Annotated in this window: 17 protein-coding genes and 1 tRNA gene; 6 read left to right on the forward strand and 12 right to left on the reverse strand. The window is 60.4% G+C overall.

Translation table 11 applies throughout. The features are described from left to right. Positions 1-23: 23 nt before the first annotated feature. On the forward strand, positions 24-929 hold the full coding sequence (locus HF257_RS08770) for a LysR family transcriptional regulator (protein WP_408635668.1): 906 nt from the start codon (positions 24-26) through the stop codon (positions 927-929). A gap of 139 nt (positions 930-1,068) precedes the next feature. Then, positions 1,069-1,596 carry a DUF4142 domain-containing protein gene (locus HF257_RS08775; RefSeq protein WP_185709482.1) on the forward strand — a complete coding sequence of 176 codons (528 nt, stop codon included), beginning with the start codon at positions 1,069-1,071 and terminating at the stop codon, positions 1,594-1,596. 52 nt (positions 1,597-1,648) lie between these two features. On the opposite strand, the gene HF257_RS08780 is transcribed toward HF257_RS08775, so the two are convergent. The 5 genes from HF257_RS08780 to HF257_RS08800 all read right to left on the reverse strand — a co-directional run bounded on the left by HF257_RS08780 (position 1,649) and on the right by HF257_RS08800 (position 4,456). Further along, on the reverse strand, positions 1,649-2,074 hold the full coding sequence (locus HF257_RS08780; RefSeq protein ID WP_185709481.1) for a low affinity iron permease family protein: 426 nt from the start codon (positions 2,072-2,074) through the stop codon (positions 1,649-1,651). A 104-nt stretch (positions 2,075-2,178) separates the two neighbouring features. Then, positions 2,179-2,679 (reverse strand): methylated-DNA--[protein]-cysteine S-methyltransferase, encoded by a 501-nt coding sequence (locus HF257_RS08785; RefSeq protein WP_185709480.1) that lies wholly within the window; start codon positions 2,677-2,679, stop codon positions 2,179-2,181. A 99-nt stretch (positions 2,680-2,778) separates the two neighbouring features. Then, positions 2,779-3,189 carry a type II toxin-antitoxin system HicB family antitoxin gene (locus tag HF257_RS08790; RefSeq protein WP_185709479.1) on the reverse strand — a complete coding sequence of 137 codons (411 nt, stop codon included), beginning with the start codon at positions 3,187-3,189 and terminating at the stop codon, positions 2,779-2,781. A 22-nt stretch (positions 3,190-3,211) separates the two neighbouring features. Further along, positions 3,212-3,394, reverse strand: coding sequence for a type II toxin-antitoxin system HicA family toxin (locus HF257_RS08795; RefSeq protein ID WP_003189411.1), 183 nt, complete (start codon positions 3,392-3,394; stop codon positions 3,212-3,214). A gap of 168 nt (positions 3,395-3,562) precedes the next feature. Beyond that, a complete protein-coding gene (locus HF257_RS08800; protein ID WP_185709478.1) occupies positions 3,563-4,456 on the reverse strand; it encodes a LysR family transcriptional regulator in 894 nt (297 codons plus the stop codon). A 95-nt stretch (positions 4,457-4,551) separates the two neighbouring features. Here HF257_RS08800 and HF257_RS08805 point away from each other — a divergent pair, with 95 nt between their 5' ends. The 4 genes from HF257_RS08805 to HF257_RS08820 all read left to right on the forward strand — a co-directional run bounded on the left by HF257_RS08805 (position 4,552) and on the right by HF257_RS08820 (position 7,701). Continuing rightward, the gene (locus tag HF257_RS08805) at positions 4,552-5,715 is read left to right on the forward strand and encodes an MFS transporter (protein ID WP_185709477.1); all 1,164 of its coding nucleotides are present in this window, start codon (positions 4,552-4,554) and stop codon (positions 5,713-5,715) included. Beyond that, complete coding sequence (locus tag HF257_RS08810) at positions 5,712-6,890, forward strand: MFS transporter (protein ID WP_185709476.1); 1,179 nt, start codon at positions 5,712-5,714, stop codon at positions 6,888-6,890. The genes HF257_RS08805 and HF257_RS08810 overlap by 4 nt, the downstream gene beginning before the upstream one ends. A gap of 203 nt (positions 6,891-7,093) precedes the next feature. Beyond that, the gene (locus HF257_RS08815) at positions 7,094-7,408 is read left to right on the forward strand and encodes a hypothetical protein (protein ID WP_185709475.1); all 315 of its coding nucleotides are present in this window, start codon (positions 7,094-7,096) and stop codon (positions 7,406-7,408) included. Beyond that, positions 7,408-7,701, forward strand: coding sequence for a helix-turn-helix domain-containing protein (locus tag HF257_RS08820; protein WP_185709474.1), 294 nt, complete (start codon positions 7,408-7,410; stop codon positions 7,699-7,701). The genes HF257_RS08815 and HF257_RS08820 overlap by 1 nt, the downstream gene beginning before the upstream one ends. A gap of 385 nt (positions 7,702-8,086) precedes the next feature. On the opposite strand, the gene HF257_RS08825 is transcribed toward HF257_RS08820, so the two are convergent. The 7 genes from HF257_RS08825 to HF257_RS08855 form a co-directional block, all read right to left on the reverse strand. Continuing rightward, positions 8,087-8,160 (reverse strand) — tRNA-Gly (locus HF257_RS08825). Between the two features lie 192 nt (positions 8,161-8,352). Then, a complete protein-coding gene (locus tag HF257_RS08830) occupies positions 8,353-9,237 on the reverse strand; it encodes an alpha/beta fold hydrolase (RefSeq protein WP_185709473.1) in 885 nt (294 codons plus the stop codon). A 306-nt stretch (positions 9,238-9,543) separates the two neighbouring features. Then, complete coding sequence (locus tag HF257_RS08835) at positions 9,544-10,236, reverse strand: pseudouridine synthase (protein ID WP_185709472.1); 693 nt, start codon at positions 10,234-10,236, stop codon at positions 9,544-9,546. Beyond that, entirely contained in the window at positions 10,226-10,438 is a 213-nt protein-coding gene (locus HF257_RS08840) for a cysteine-rich CWC family protein (RefSeq protein WP_185709471.1), read from the reverse strand. The genes HF257_RS08835 and HF257_RS08840 overlap by 11 nt, the downstream gene beginning before the upstream one ends. Positions 10,439-10,501: 63 nt before the next feature. After that, positions 10,502-12,274 carry an allophanate hydrolase gene (gene atzF, locus HF257_RS08845; protein ID WP_185709470.1) on the reverse strand — a complete coding sequence of 591 codons (1,773 nt, stop codon included), beginning with the start codon at positions 12,272-12,274 and terminating at the stop codon, positions 10,502-10,504. 28 nt (positions 12,275-12,302) lie between these two features. Next, a complete protein-coding gene (gene uca, locus HF257_RS08850; RefSeq protein ID WP_185709469.1) occupies positions 12,303-15,863 on the reverse strand; it encodes an urea carboxylase in 3,561 nt (1,186 codons plus the stop codon). A 260-nt stretch (positions 15,864-16,123) separates the two neighbouring features. Then, entirely contained in the window at positions 16,124-16,753 is a 630-nt protein-coding gene (locus HF257_RS08855) for an urea amidolyase associated protein UAAP2 (protein WP_185709468.1), read from the reverse strand. Between the last annotated feature and the right edge of the window lie 5 nt (positions 16,754-16,758).

The following is a 16,758-nucleotide window of genomic DNA, read 5'->3' on the forward strand; positions in this document are numbered from 1 at the left end:
AATTCCAAGTTCTTATGCAGGGCATGCAGCTAATGAATGATCTGCGTCGTATCGACCTTAACCTGCTGGTGATTCTTGACGCCTTGCTCAGCGAGCACCACGTCACCCGAGCAGCCGAGCGTTTACACCTGAGCCAACCCGCGGTCAGCCACGCGTTGGCGCGCCTGAGGGATTTGTTGGGTGACCCGTTGCTGGTCCGTCAGGGTGGTAGCTTGGTGCCGACTGCGCGGGCGTTGGAGCTGGCCACACCATTGGCCGAAGCCCTGGCCCACGTGCAAGCGCTGCTGGCGCCGAACCGGTTTGATCCTGCATCGGCCAAACGCCGGTTTCGCGTGGCAATGTCGGACTATAGCGCGGCGATTTTCCTACCCGGGTTGGTGCGTACCTTGCGTCGCGAGGCTCCGGGTATCGACCTGCAAATCATCCAGGCGAGCCGTGAAGGTATGGTTGATGGCGTGCTCAATGGCGATCTTGACCTGGCCGCCGGCGTGTTCCCTGACATGCCCGCCGAACTGCGCACCACGCCCCTGTTCGATGAGCATTACACCTGCCTGGTGGATCGCGACAGCCTGCCGGATGACGGCTCGCTGGACCTGGCTACGTACCTGTCGCGCCCCCATGTGCTGCTGGAAATGCGCGGCAGCGGCACACCGGAAATCGAGCGGGCGTTGACCGCGATTCGTGAGCGCCGGCATGTGGCAATCAGCCTGCCGCATTGGGGCGTGGCGCCTCAGTTGATCAAGGGCACAGACCTGATTTTGACGGTGTCTTCCCGGGGCTTGCTGAACATCGACCGCGGGCATCTGGTGGCTGTGCCGCCGCCGTTTCATATTCCGTCGTTTGCGGTGGAGTTGGCGTGGCATGCGCGGCGGGGCGGGGATTCTGGATTGCAGTGGTTGACGGGGCGGGTGCAGGATGTATTGGCATGAAACTGCTTCAAATAGGGGGGGAGACGTGACGACCGTTCGTCGCACTGACGAGTTTTTTCTAAACCTTTGCCGTCCTGAAAATTCGAATTCAGGGCGGGGTGTTTTCCCCGCACTTATTTTTGCCCTGGAGGAACCCATCATGAGCCGCATGGCTATCCGGTTACGCACCGCCAGTTTCGCGATGCTGCTGGGCCTCGGCGCCAGCAATGCTTTCGCCCAGTCGCCTGCTGAATTCATCGAGCAGGCTTCGGCCAAAGGTATGGCCGATATCGAAACCAGCCGCATGGCCCACGCCAAAACCTCGTCCCAGGAAATCAAGGACTACACCATCGAGGTGATCAACGAGCGCACCCTGGCCAACCAGCACCTGGCGGCCATCGCCAAGAAGCTCGACCTGCCGGTGGCGCCGCGCGAGAAGATCATCGACAAAGCCGAAACCCTGATGCCTGAACTCAAGGACGGCGACTCGTTCGACGCCGCCTACACCGCGCAGCAGGTCAAGGAAAACGAAGACGCCATCGCCCTGTTCAAGCAGGAAGGCGCTGCGTCCGATGTGCCGGAAATAAAGGCTTTGGTGGATGAGACGCTGCCCAAGTTGGAGGAGCGTCTGCAAAAAGCCCGTGCCCTGGCGTCGACCTACGGCAAAGGCCATCAAGGCGACGGTTGATAGCGTCACTTGATGTGAAAACGGCGGTTGGATGCTCTCCAACCGCCGTTTTTTATGCCTGATTCAGGTCAGTCTTGTCATGCGCTGCGTCGTCTGCAACATCGCCGCAACCACTGTTCAGGCTCACCGTGCCGGTACTGCCAATGCTGCGGTATTGCTGGCGCAGTTTTTCCAGCTCTTTGCGGTCCAGGCCATCCAGGCTGAGCACGGCATTTTGTGCGTCCTTGGAGACGCGCAACAGTTCGTCGATCTTGATGTGCAGGATGTCGTTGTCACGGTTTTGCGTGTTCTGGATCAGGAACACCATCAGGAACGTGATGATGGTGGTCGAGGTGTTGATGATCAGTTGCCAGGTGTCGTTGTAGTGGAAGTACGGCCCGCTCAGGCTCCACACCAGAATCAACGCCACTGCCGCATAGAACGTGCGCGGGCTGCCTGCCCAGCGGGACAGGGATTGCGAGACTGCGGAGAATTTCATGACCGTTTTCCTTCAACAGGGTGGGTGATGAAAGTATGGACCGCAGGGAATCCTTGAAATTTCTTTTTACAAATTGCCATAGCAACAACGTTCTACGGTTTTACTCAGAACGCCAGCTCCGCTTGGCCTGAGCCTTCCAGCGCAAGCAGATATTGCTTGGCTTCCAGGCCACCGGCGAACCCGGTCAGGCCACCAGAAGCACCAATTACCCGATGGCACGGTGCGATGATCGAAATGGGATTACGCCCATTGGCGGCACCCACTGCACGCACGGCTTTGGGGTTGCCGATTTGCTGGGCGATCTGGCTGTAGCTACGGGTTTCGCCAAACGGAATGGTCAGCAGCGCTTGCCAGACTTGTTTCTGGAAGTCGGTGCCGTCGAAATCCAGTTCCAGTTCGAATCGGTTTCGCGTGCCGGCGAAGTATTCCTGCAACTGACGCTCGGTTTCCAATAGCACCGGGCTGTCATTGGCCTCGTGCAACTCACCCAGGCGAACCCGGTTGGCGCGTTCGACTTCCCACAGAATGGCGCTGAGTTTGCCGTTGCGCGCCACCAACGTGAGCTGGCCGACGGGGGAGGGCATGAGCTTGTATTCATAGGGCATGGGCCGGGCTCCTGAGTGTGTTATTGAAGTCTAAAGCGATACGCCTGGAGGGGAACTACGTTTCTTGCGGTCGAATTCCGCCTCGCCAGGACAGCACCATTATCCTTCTTGCTGCAAAACCTTCAGGGCTGCCGAGGCCAAAAAACCCGAGCGGCTTTTTTCTTCCGGGTGATGCAACACGTATTCATCGATGCGGTTCAGCAGATAACCGGGCAGCGTAATGTTGAGCTTTTGCGCCTTGCCCAGATACTTGGTGACATCAATGTCCACCACTGCCCAGGTGCAGCCCGCGTACTGCGGGTTGGCGGCATGCAGGGTGACTTTCTGCGCGTTGGGGATCGGTGCACCGTCTTCGGCGAGGATCTCAAAGTGCCCTTCAATGGCTTCACGAGCCATGGCCATGGCGTCGTCCAGATCGTCGCCGGCGGAGTAGCAGCCAGGGATATCCGGTACTTCCACGCCCCAGGCGTGGTCTTCGTCGCCGGTTGAAATTGCAATGGGGTAAAGCATGTCTGTTGTCCTCCAGGGACGGTTAACTCAACAAAGCCTGTTTCAAAATGCTTTTGGCGGTCTTGTCCAACAGGTCCTTCTTTGGATGAGGAATCGTTACCAGTCCCGGTTTTGTGGGGTGCTTGAAGTGGTGATGGCTGCCCCTGATGCGTACCAAGTACCAACCATCCGCAACGATATGGCCTATCAAATAACGGCTATCCACAACACCTCCTTATGGTGTGTGTTGGTGGTGACTATAACCACTCGAGTTAAATTATCAACACTCTACCTACCGGCGTTAGACGACCGGTATTAGGGTAAGCGACAGATGGAGTGTAAGAGCGCGCAGCAATAGCGCTGGGGGGAGGTATTGCGAGGTTTTACGATCGGGTTACCGGGTGTGTAGAGCAACCGCAATCACGCTGAGAAATGCCTCAACCAGCGTGCTTTTGGTTTGCGTCGGCGTCAGCACCAACAATTTCGCACACGCGTCCACCTCCACCAACGGCCTGTATGTCACGCCTTTATTCATCAAACTCTGCGTGCATTCCGGCACCAGCGCCACGCCTTGCCCGGCGGCTACCAGCGCAATGATCGAGGTGATTTGTCGCCCGGTCGGCCCAGCTCGCAAGGGTTGCCCGTGGTGCCGGTACAGCTGTTCGATGGACTGGTTCAACCCCGAGCCGTAATCCGCCGGAAACAGAATCAACGGGTAAGCGCTGAGTTGCGCCAGGCTGACCTGCGCCTGGCTTGCCAACGGGCAATCAGTGGAGACCGCAGCCACCAGCCGTTCTTCGCCGAGTGACAGCGCTTGCACCTCATCCCCCTGAGGCAACAAGCGGCTCAGGCCGATATCCAACCGCCCATCCGCCACCTGCGCACCCAGGCTGCCGGAGGCGCATTCCACCAGGGTCAGTTGCACATCGGGAAAGCGTTGGGCGAACGCCTGGATCGCCTGGCTGAACAGGTCTGACAAGGCGATAGAGCTGACGTAGCCCAACGCCAGTTGCCCCGCCGTGCCTGCTGCCAGTTTGCCGGCGATCACTTGCGCCAGATCCACTTGCTCCAGCACTCCGCGCGCATAGGGCAGGAACGACCGGCCTTGGGCCGTGAGCGTGACCGAACGGCTGGTGCGATCGAACAGTTTGAAGCCCAATTCTGTTTCCAATGCCGAAATCTGCCGGGTCAGCGGCGGCTGGGCCAGGTGCAGGCGAATGGCTGCCCGGCCGAAATGCAGTTCTTCAGCGACCGTCAGAAAGTACCGTAGCTTGCGTAGGTCGAGCATCCTGGCTCCAGGGTATTGATCGGTTCGAAATCGGTATTGGTTCAAGAGCTGCCGGCCATTCTATAAAGACCTCACAAAATAAAACGAGAGGTTTCATGAAGCCGCGACTGCATTGTGCCCGTCTTGCCCTGTTTCTGTGTGGCTGCGCGGCGTTCCTTAACCTCTATGCTACCCAGAGCATTCTCCAGACGTTCGCCGCGCAGTTTCAGGTCAGCGCCAAAGCGGCGGGGTGGAGTATCACGGTGACAACGTTGGCAGTGGCGATCACCGCGCCCTTTGTCAGCCGGCTGACCGGTCGTTTCGAACAGCGCACGGTGATCAGCGTGGCCGCGCTGCTGTTGGCGGTGCCGGCGCTGATGACCGCCTATGCCAACAGCTTTGTCGAAGTGTTGGTGTGGCGGTTTGTCGAAGGCATGTTGATCCCGGTGGTGTTCGCCACCAGCGTGGCCTACATCGGTGACCGCTGGAGCGGCGCCACGGTGACTGAAGTCACCAGCCTGTATGTAGCGGGCACGGTGTTGGGCGGGTTTGCCGGGCGATTTGTCACCGGCGTGATGACCGACTATGTGGGCTGGCGCGAGGCCTTTGAATTGCTCGCGGTGTTGAGCCTGATGGTGGGTGGGTTTATCCAGTTCCTGTTGCCGGTCAGCCGTGCGCGTACGCAGCGTGTCAGAACCTCTAGCTCGAGTGTTTTTCGCAAACCCTTGCTGGCTGCATACGCCGTGGGCTTTTGCGTGCTGTTTTCCCAGGTTGCAGCGTTTACCTACGCGGGTTTGTACCTTGGCCTACCGCCTTTCAATCTCGGGCCTGCGGCGTTGGGTACGCTTTACGCGGTGTTCCTGCTGGCGCTGATCGTGATCCCCATCGCGGGTCGCCTCAGCAAGGCCCGGCCTCACGCCCAGTTGTTGAGCGTCGCGGCGTTGCTGGGCGTTGTGGGTTCAGTCCTGACTTTGTTGCCGTTCCTGTGGAGCATTGTGCTGGGGCTGGCCCTCAGTTCCACCGGCGTATTCCTCGCCCAAGCGGCCGCGAATGCCTTCACCACTGCCAGTGCTGGCGACAACAAAGCCGGTGCCGTGGGCGTCTACCTCACGTGCTATTACCTTGGCGGTAGCTGCGGTGCAATCGTCCCGGGGCTGCTCTGGGAGCGCTGGGGTTGGGTAGGCTGTGTGGTGCTGATTATCACCTTCCAGTTGCTGACCCTGCTGATCGCGCAGACCGGTTGGAAGCCTCTTAAACCTGAACTGATTCCTACACCATGACCGATGTCGTCGCCGTGCCCGCTGCCGAAAAATCCACCCGTCGTCGCTCGCTGATCGCCGGTTGCAGCGCCCATGCCGTGCATGATGGTCTCACTGATGTCATTTACGTGTTGCTGCCGATCTGGCAGGCGCAGTTTGCACTGTCCTACGCGCAGATCGGACTTTTACGCGGCGCCTATTCCGGGATGATGGCGGTGTTCCAATTGTTGGCCAGCCGTGCCGCCAAACGCTGGGGCCGCGTGCCGATGCTAGTGGGTGGCACTGCGCTTGCGGGTGTCGCTTACTTGCTGGTCGGGCAAGCGACCGGGCTGGCCATGTTGCTACTGGCATTACTGTTGGGTGGCCTGGGCGCCAGTACGCAACATCCGCTGGCCTCGTCGATGATCACTGATGCTTACGAAGACGGTGGCGGCGTGAAGCAGGCACTGTCCCAGTACAACTTTTCCGGCGACATCGGCAAAACCCTGATTCCCGGATTGGTCGGCCTGCTACTCACCGTCATCAGTTGGCGTGCCAGCGTCACGCTCTTGGGTGTGCTCGGCTTGGCGGCGGCGGGGCTGTTGTGGTGGCTGATTCCCGGCCAGTCGCAAGCGCCTACAGCTCTGAAAAAAACAAAATCCCTCAGCGGTACTGGCTCTGTCAGCGGCCTGCGCGCGCTGATATTGACCGGCACCCTCGACAGTGCCGTGCGCATGGGGTTTCTCACCTTCCTGCCGTTCCTGCTGCAAGCCAAAGGCGCCGGCACCGCAGGCATAGGTCTGGCGCTGACCCTGCTGTTTATCGGCGGCGCGTTCGGTAAGTTGTTCTGCGGTTACCTCGGCGCGCGCATCGGCATGATGAAGACCGTGTGGCTGACGGAAACAGGTACGGCCTTGCTGATCGTTGCAGCGGTGTACCTGCCGCTGAATGGGTTGATGGCGATGCTGCCGCTGCTAGGCCTGGTGCTGAACGGAACATCCTCGGTGCTCTACGGGGCCGTGCCGGATTTGGCTAATGCCGGAAAACGCGAGCAGGCATTTGCGCTGTTCTACACCGGCACGATTGGCGGCGGGGCGCTGGCACCGGTGGTGTTTGGCGGGGTGGGGGATGTGCTGGGGGTGCCAGTGGCGGTGATGGTATTGGCGGGTTTATTGATGGTGACGTTGCCGCTGGCGTGGGTGGTGCAGAGGGGATAGGGAGGGAAGATTGATTGTCTTTTTTCGGATGGGAAACTCAGTTGCGTCCTACGTCAAATCACTGATCCTGTGGTTGTAGAGTTTGCGCTTCACACATTGTGGCGCATCTTTCGTTTACCTATCTGTGAGTGACGAGTGGGCGTTGCTAGATTGGAAGCGGCAAGACTAAGCTGTTTATGCGCCAATGACGTACAGGCGTGGGTATGATATTTATAGAGTCACCCGTATTTACAGAAGATTTAGCAACACTTCTGAGCGAGGAAAGTTACGGTGAATTCCAGGCGTTTCTGGCCGAGAACCCCACTGCCGGGGATGTCATTCAAGGGACCAATGGATTGAGAAAAATCCGTTGGGCTATGCCGGGCAGGGGGAAAAGCGGCGGCGTCAGGGTGATTTATTATCACCTCTGTAGGGCGTATCAAATTAGATTGATCCTGATATACAGAAAGGGCATCAAAGACGATCTTTCGCTGGCAGAAAAACGAGTTCTGAGCGAGATAAACAGAAGGTGGGAGTGATGGAGAAAAAACTGTTCAATCGCCTGGTCGAAAGCATGACCCAGATGGATGAAATCGCAAGGGGTGAGCGCCCTCCATCCCGTGAGTTTTTTGTTGATGCTTTGAAGGTAAAAGAGATTCGACATGCCACGGGGCTTTCTCAAGCGCGCTTTGCGAAGGCGATTGATGTGCCTGTAGGAACGCTTCAAAACTGGGAGCAAGGGCGGCGTGAGCCAGAAGGACCAGCAAGAGCATTGTTGCGTGCCCTATACAACGACCCCTGCCACGTACTGGCAGCGTTGGAACATAGATAATCTTGAGATCGCGGCGCTTTAGGTAAACTGCATCCGACTATGTGCCGGCTTTTCTGTTTCTGGTTTCTGGACAGAGGTCATTTATCTCGTACTTTTAGTCTTGCGACGTTGCCTACACAACCATCGGAACACTTCAGGTTGCGCACGTAGGGCGCGCTGCATATGGTTTGTCAGCCGCTGTCCGCGTCAGGCGGTGCTCAATGGCAGCTGTGCGCGGGACATCGAGTGCGTTGGTATCCCGAAAGCTACCCGGCCTACTCGCCCGCGCACGGTTGTCGCCTTTATCAACGCAACAAATTTCGCGCATAAAAAAACCGGTCACCAAGGACCGGTTTTTTTTGCCTCTCCCGTCAGGAACAAACCTGACGCAAGCGCAGAATCTGAGTGGAGCGGGTAGAGGGAATCGAACCCTCGTCGGAAGCTTGGGAAGCTACTGTTCTACCATTAAACTATACCCGCTCAGAGCGGCTGACTTTGTACCAGATGTTTGCCGGGATTTGAAGTTTTTCTTCAAAAATGTGTGGGTTACGTGCCATGCGCAAGCTTGTGTGGGAGCTGGCTTGCCTGCGATAGCTTCACCTGAGTGTGGCTGGCACACCGAGGCGTCCGTATCGCGGGCAAGACCGGCTCCCACCTAAGCGGGCCTTCATTTCAGATCGCAAAGGCATGCTGTGTCTGGCCCTGTTGATAGCGCAACCGGCTGACCTGCCGTTCTGGCTTCAGAAACCCGACCACCGCTTCCCGGGTGTCCCGGCACGCCGCCTTGTGTTCCATGTCCAGAAAGTGCCCCGTGGCCTGCACGGTGCTGAAACTGCTATGGGCCACGTGCTGGCCAAACAGCTTGGCATCCTGGGCACTGGTGTATTCGTCCCATTCACCGTTTACAAACAACACCGGAATATCGATCTGCTTGGCCGCCTTGAGGTAGCACAGCCGGTCGCTGTGGAGCACTTGGCTGATATGGAAGTGCATCTGCCCATATTCATGCTCGGCCAGGTTGCTCACGTGTTTGTAGTTGAAACGCTTGAACAGCGACGGCAGGTGCTTGCCGATGGTGCTGTTGACCAGGTGGCCGACGCGGTCGCGGTCGAGGTTGCCGAGGTAATCGACGCCGCGCTCAAGGTAGTCGCGCATCGGTGCGTTGATCACCGGTGAGAATGAGCTGATCACGGCCTTTTCTACGCGACGTGGCCGGTGGGCCAGGGCGACCAGGGTGGCGGTGCCGCCCCAAGAAAATGACAGCACGTGTTCGGCGGCGAAGTGGTCGATGAGTTCCAGGAGGATCTGGCCCTCGATTTCCTTCGTCAGCATTTGCTCATGGCGGTTATGGATTTTGGAGCGGCCAGCGTAGGGCTGGTCGTACAAAACCACATTGAACTGCGGGTGCAGGCTTTTCACGGTTTGAGCGAAGGATGCCGTGGTGGCCATGGAGCCATTGACCATGATGATGGTCTTTGCAGCAGCGTCCGCGCGATAGAACTCCGTGTAAACCCGATACTGACCCTGTATATCCAACACAGCGATTTCTGGCCTCATGTCGTAAGACTCCTGGCAAGCGGGTAGGGCGCGCAGATAACTCTGCACGAGCTTTGTGACAGGTAGGCATACGCCTGGAAATGGAGAGCCCATGTCGATCCGATGACGGCTGGCCGACGGGTGTTGTTATGGCGGGCAGTTTTGCCTGGAAGGCCCGTAGATCAAGCGCGGGCGGGGGCAAAGTGTTTCTTGGAGGTTATAGGCGACTCGCCAGTCATAATTTGGCTGGCGTTTTGATTCAAGCAGCAGAGGTGCTGCCTCGCAAGGCAACACCGTGGTTTTTTACCAGTACCGGCTGAACGGTCATCAGACCTGTCGGATTTCGTCGTCAGTCAGCGCCCGGTACTCGCCCGGCGCCAAGGCAGCATCGAGCACCAAGGGGCCCATCCGTTCGCGATGCAAGCCGATCACCTTGTTATTGAAATGCCCGAACATGCGTTTCACCTGGTGATAACGCCCCTCGACAATACCCAGTCGCGCCGTCGTCGGCCCCAACAGTTCCAGTTCGGCGGGTTGGGTGGTCAGGTCTTCAAACGCAAAATACAGGCCCGCCTTGAAGGTCACTGCGTATTCCGGACCAATTTCCTGCTCGGTCTCCACCAGATAGACCTTGGGCAGCTTGGTCTGCGGTTGCGTGAGGCGTCGTGACCACTGCCCGTCATTGGTGATGAGCATCAGACCGGTGGTGTTGAAGTCCAGACGACCGGCGATATGCAACTCGTGTGTATCCGGCTCATCCAGCAGGTCGAGGACTGTAGGGTGCTGCGGGTCCGACGTGGCACTGACGCAACCCTGAGGTTTGTGCAGCATGAAGTACCGTGCCGACTTGCCTGTTTGCAGCACCTCATCATCAACGCAAACGTGGCTGAATTCGCGCACCTCATGGTGAGGATCGATCACCGCCACACCATCCACCGTCACCCGCCGTTCTACCAGCAGCAGGCGTACTTGCTTGCGATTGAAACGAGGGAGGTTGCTGAGGAAGCGATCAACGCGCATTTTGACGTTTCAATTGCTTGTCCACCTGGGCGCAGCGCGGGCACAGGCAGGCGGTGTTGCGCAGTTCATCGGGCAAGGCTTCAAGCACCGCGGGGTCGATGCTGACGCTGTAGCACCAGCAGGCTTGATCGGCCGTGCGCGGGTCGGCGAGGGAGCAGTCGTTGGGCGCACCGCAGGCGGGGCAGAGGGTAGGGGTGGTCATCGGTCGATTCAGGCTGTATCGGGCAGGGCCCCGGAGTTCCCTGCACGATACAGTCCCGTCCGGCTATTGCAAGCTGCGCAGGTAGCTGCGCCAGCCGCCGAAATGGCTGATGTCCACCGCGCCCGCCAGCCCATAGGGCTCGCAGATAAAGCCGCTTTCCCACCGCCCATCCGCCAGTTGCACTTTGCCCAGGCCCAAGGGCGCCGGGATGCCGGTGAGGAAGGAGCCCAGTTCACGGCTCGGCAGTTCCCACACTTCCACTTCGATGGCCGCGCCGCCCTCGCTCACCCGCAGCATGCCGGGGCGATACGGCGGCCCACCCGCCAGGGCGAACAGTTGATAGTCGGCCGAGCTGCGGGTGCGCTCAATCAGGCGTGCCCCCCGGCGCAACAGCTGGCTGTTCAGTGCCAGCCCCTGCAGGTGCGCGCCGCACACCACCAACCGTGTGCAGTCATGGCTGGCGACAGTGGTGGGCACGCCCAGTGATGCATCGTGCTGACGCTGCAACGCATCTGCCACGCCCAACAGGTATTGGTCGGTAAACGCTCGGCCAAATACGGTCACGCCCCACGGCAGGCCGTTGTCCATCACGCCGCTGGGCACGGCGACGGCGGCGTAGTCCAGCAGGTTCATGAAGTTGGTGTAGTAGCCCAGTTCAGCATTGCGCAGCACCGGTTCGGCGTGCAGTTCTGCCAGCGTCACCGGGCGACCGATCGTGGGCGTCAGCACGCAGTCCAGCCCTTCCAGCGCGCGGTCGCACTGGGCTTTCAAGGTTTGCAGGCGGTAGTGCGCACGGAAGGTGTCGACGCCGGTGACCGCCGGTGCCTTGGCCAATACCGCACGAATCACCGGCAGCACCGCCTCGGGATCACGTTCCATCAGCTCACCGGCCACGCTGTAGCGTTCGGCCACCCACGGTCCTTCGTAGAGCAGGCGCGCCGCTTCAAGGAACGGTGACAAGTCCAGTGCCACCGGCTCACCGCCGAGGGCAATCATGCGGGCGATGGCTTGCTGGAACAGCCGCGGGCCTTGCGCGCAGCCAAAGAATTCCAGGTCCTCCGGGCGCGACACGCCAAAGCGAAAAGGCCTGGGCGCGCCAAAGGCCGACGCGTCATTCCACGCCGGGTTCTGGCGGCTGTAGGCGTCCAGCGGATCAAGCCTGGCAGTCAGCGCCAGCAACTGGCTGGCTTCCCGTGCGGTGCGGGTAAACGTGGTGACGCAATCCAATGTGCGGCATGCCGGCACCACCCCTGCGGTGGAGATCAACCCTTTGGTCGCCTTGAGCCCAACCAAATTGTTCAGCGCCGCCGGCACACGCCCGGAGCCAGCGGTGTCGGTACCCAAGGCAAAACTGGCGACACCCAGTGCGACCGCCAATGACGATCCCGCACTGGACCCGCCCGACGGATATTCCGTCAACACACTGTTGGGGCAGACGCCGTACGGCGAGCGGCTGCCATTGAGCCCGGTGGCGAACTGGTCGAGGTTGGTCTTGCCCAGCGGCACGGCGCCCAGGGCGATCAGCTGCTCGACAATCGTCGCGCTGTGCTGCGGCACGTACGCAAACGCCGGGCAGGCAGCGGTGGTGGGAATACCGGCCAGGTCAATGTTGTCCTTGATTGCAAAGGGCACGCCGTACAGCGGCAACTCTGCCGGGTCGCGACGCTCCAGAGCGGCCAGGTATGGCTCCATCTGCGCAACGCTGAGCAGGTGAATGAACAGGTGATAGTCGGGGTTCAATTGCGCGGCTTTTTCACGCAGATGCAACAGCACTGCCCGTGGGGTGGTGTCGCCACTGAGGTAGGCATTGCGCAGGTTGTCCAGTTGCAGGTTCATGGCTTGTCCGCCTGTCGAAATAGAAATGTCAGTCACGTTCCAGTACCACCACACGCTGCCCGGCACCAATGCCGCTGCCGGGTTGCACGGGGATCTCACGCACAGTGCCGGCGAACGGCGCCACCACAGGGATTTCCATTTTCATCGACTCCAGGATCACCAGCACATCGCCCGCGGCCACTCGCTCACCGGCGGTGACCTGGACCTGCCAGAGGTTGCCGGCGATATGGCTGTCGATGCTGTACTCATTGGTGTGCAGCGGCGTGTTCGCGCCCAGTGGCGCCGCCAGCTCCTCGCTGTCGAAATGCGCCTGGCCGCTGGCGATCCAGCGTTCGCGCTCGGCGTTGAAGGCGTGCTGCTGTTGCTCACGAAACGCGCTGATGCCCGTTGCTTCGCGCGCCAGGAAGGCCTGGTAATCGGCCAGGTTCAACTGGCTGTTCTCAATCCCCAGCTCAAATCTGCCCAAGGGGAAATCCCGACGAATCCGTAGCAACTCGTCAGCACTCACCGGATAGAACCGGATCTGGTCAAAGAACCGCAGCAACCACGGCTTGCCTTTAAACGCCGCGACTTCCCGGTAGCGATTCCACATCTGCAAGGTCCGCCCCACAAACTGGTAGCCGCCGGGGCCTTCCATGCCGTAGACGCACAGGTACGCACCGCCAATGCCCACCGAGTTCTCGGCGGTCCAGGTGCGCGCGGGGTTGTATTTCGTGGTCACCAGGCGATGGCGCGGGTCCAGCGGCGTGGCCACCGGGGCGCCGAGGTACACATCGCCCAGGCCCATCACCAGGTAACTCGCATCGAACACTGTGTGGCGCACTTCGTCGAGGTTGGCCAGGTCGTTGATGCGGCGGATGAACTCCAGGTTGCTCGGGCACCATGGCGCGTCCTTGCGCACGGTGGTCATGTATTTCTCGATCGCCAGCTGGCACGCCGGGTCGTCCCACGACAGCGGCAAATGCACGATGCGTGAGGGCACTTGCAGGTTCTGCGTGGCGCATACGGCGGTCCACTCGTTGGCGATCAACGCCAGCAAGCCGGCCAGGGGCAGTTGTTCGGGTTGGTAGTGGATCTGCAACGAGCGAATGCCCGGCGTCAGGTCGATCACACCCGGCAGGGCACGGGCCTCCAGCGCTTGCATCAGGGCGTGGGCGCGAAAGCGCAGCACCAGGTCCAGCTCCGGCGCACCGATTTCCAGCAGCAGGTGAGTGTCACCGGCAAGGCGAGCGACCAGTTGGGTGTCGGCGCTGCCGATGTCCAGTACCACCGGCGACTCGATCACTTGAGAAGACTGGCTTGGCTCAGGCACTTGATCCCATTTCAAAGCAAGCTCCCGGGCCGTTTTGAGGCCGACCGGTGCGAAGCAGATTTTGTCGCCGGCCTTGAGCTGGCCGAGTTGCCACAAGTCCGCCTCGATCACCGTTACCGGGCACACAAACCCGCCCAGGCTTGGCCCGTCCGGCCCGAGGATCACCGGCATGTCACCAGTGAAATCCACCGCGCCGATGGCATAGGGGTTGTCATGGATATTCGACGGGTGCAGCCCCGCCTCACCGCCATCCGTGCGTGCCCACAACGGCTTGGGCCCGATCAACCGTACGCCGGTGCGGCTGGAGTTGAAGTGCACTTCCCATTGAGTGGCAAAGAAGGTGTCGATGTACTCGGGCTTGAAGTATTCCGGCGCGCCGTGGGGGCCGTAGATCACCCGCAGCGTGCGCGTTTGCGGCAGCGGCTCGGCCTTCAATTGTTGCCCTGCACTCGCGTCCGTCAATGGCCGCAGATGCAACACATCGCCGGCCCGCAACGCGCGCCCGCCATGGCCGCCGAACTGGCCGAGGGTGAAGGTGCTTTTGCTGCCCAGATAGTCCGGCACCTGCAACCCGCCGCGCAGGCACAGGTAACTGCGTGCGCCGGCGCCGGCAAGGGTGCCCAGGCTCAATACCGAACCCGCCTCGATCAACAGCGCGGTATTCATCGGCACCGGTTGATCATCCAACAGCAGCGGAATGACTGCGCCGGTGACCGCCACGACCGCCGCGCAATTGAAGCGCAGCATCGGCCCACTCATGGTGATTTCCAGCGCGGCGGTACCGTCGCTGTTGCCCAGCAGGCGATTGCCCAGGCGCAGCGCACGGCTGTCCATCGGCCCTGACGGCGGCACGCCCACCGCCCAATAACCGAGGCGGCCTGGGTAGTCCTGCACGCTGGTTTGCGTGCCCGCACTCAGCACTTCGACGGTGTCGGCGACGTAGACCAGATCTTCCAGGCAACGGGTCCATGGGCGGCCACTGGCGAAGGGCGCGGCGAGCAGGATCTGGCGCAGGTAATCGCGGTTGGTTTCCACGCCGTAGAGTTGGCTGTCGCTCAGTGCCCGGTGTAAATCCAGGCGTGCCTGCTCCCGGGTAGGCGCCCACGTGATGAGCTTGGCGATCATCGGGTCGAAGTACGGTGGGATCTCACACCCGGCTTCTACCCAGGTATCGATGCGCAGGCCATCGGCAACCGGGAAGTCCACCTGGGTCAGCAAGCCCGGGCTGGGTTGGAAATCCCGGCCAGGGTCTTCTGCATACAAACGTGCCTGGATTGCATGGCCTTGAGGGCTTAAAACAAGCTCGCTCAACGGCGGCATTTCACCTGCCGCCAATTGCACCATCCAGCGCACCAGGTCCACGCCCCACACTTGTTCGGTGACGCCGTGTTCCACCTGCAACCGGGTGTTCACTTCCAGGAAATAGAAGCGCCCATCGGCGCTATCAAAGATAAATTCCACGGTACCGGCGCTGCGGTAGTTCACCGCTTTGGCCAGGGTGATGGCGGCCGCGCATAACGCCTCGGCCATGCCGTCGGGCAGGTTCGGCGCCGGGGTTTCCTCGAGGACTTTCTGGTTGCGCCGTTGCACCGAGCAGTCACGCACGCCGAGAGCGATCACCTCACCCGCGCCGTCGCCAAACACCTGCACTTCCAAGTGACGGGCGTGCTGGATGTACTTCTCGATAAACACGCCGGCATCGCTGAAATTGTTCTGGCCCAGGCGTTTGACCGCGTCGAAGGATTCGCTCAATTCGGTCGCATGGCGGCACACGCGCATGCCAATACCGCCACCGCCGGCGGTGCTTTTGAGCATCACCGGGTAGCCCACGCGGTCGGCGGCGAGCAGGGCGGCGTCGAGGCTGTCGAGCAGCTCGGTGCCCTCCAGCAACGGGATTTGGTGCTGCTTGGCCAAGGCGCGGGCCGTGTGCTTGAGACCGAACACGCGCAGTTGTTCGGGCGTTGGCCCGACGAAGGCGATGCCGGCGTTTTCACAGGCCTCGGCAAAGGCGGCGTTTTCCGAGAGAAAGCCATAACCCGGATGGATGGCCTTGGCACCACAGGCCTTGGCGGTGGCGAGGATTTTTTCCACCGCCAGGTAAGTGCCTGCCGCCGCGCCTTCACCGAGGCTGTAGGCTTCGTCGGCTTGCTGGATGTGCAGGCTGGCGGCATCGGCTTGCGCGTACACCGCAACGCCTTTTACGTGAAGCTTGCGCAAGGTGCGCAGGATGCGGCAGGCAATGGCGCCGCGGTTGGCGATCAAGAGTTTTTCGAACATGGCAAAACCCTGCGGGCCGTCCCGCAAAGTGAAGGTGACGCTACGGTCGTCCGCAGCGCAAATTCCGAAATCAGTGGAGATCCAAAAGGTGGGAGCGGGCTTGCTCGCGAAAGCGGAGTTTCAGTTACAGATGCACGTGCTGACACACCGTATTCGCGAACAAGCCCGCTCCCACAATTTTGAACCTCAGTGCTTGTTAAGGCACTGCCCGGCGCGGGATTGGCACAGGGTGAACAGCCATTGGCGCAACCGCTTCATTTTCAGTTCCATACCAGTAGCTCCGCAGGAGTGGGGTTGTAGGCATTGCACGGGTTGTTCAATTGCGGGCAGTTGGAAATCAGCACGATCACGTCCATCTCCGCACGCAAATCCACGTATTTGCCGGGGGCGGAAATACCGTCCTCAAACGTCAGCCCACCGTCGGCTGTCACTGGCACATTCATGAAGAAATTGATGTTCGGCCCGATGTCGCCTTTACCCAGGCGGCCATCGTGGGCGCAGGCCCGTAGGTAGTTGTCACGGCAGCTGTGCATGTAGCGTTTTTCCAGGGCGTAGCGAACGGTGTTGCTCTCCTGGGCGCAGGCGCCGCCGAGGGTGTCGTGGCGGCCACAGGTGTCGTCGACGATGGTCAGCATCGGCTGGCCGAGGTTGGAATACAGCACGCTGCCGGTGCCCAGGTACACGCTGTTTTGCCGCCGCAACGTGCGTTGCACGTCGTAGCGTTCCTTGGGGTTCTTGAGGCTGTAGAACAAGGTGTCGACAGCCTGGTTGCCCTCCAGGTCGAGGATGCGCAAGGTCTGCCCGGCCTTGACCTCCATCAGCCACGGTTCGCCAGCGGGAATGGTCGCGCGGTACACGGCCGCATCCGGTTGTTTCAGTGCGATAGACATGGCAG

The sequence above is a fragment of the Pseudomonas cremoris genome, assembly GCF_014230465.1.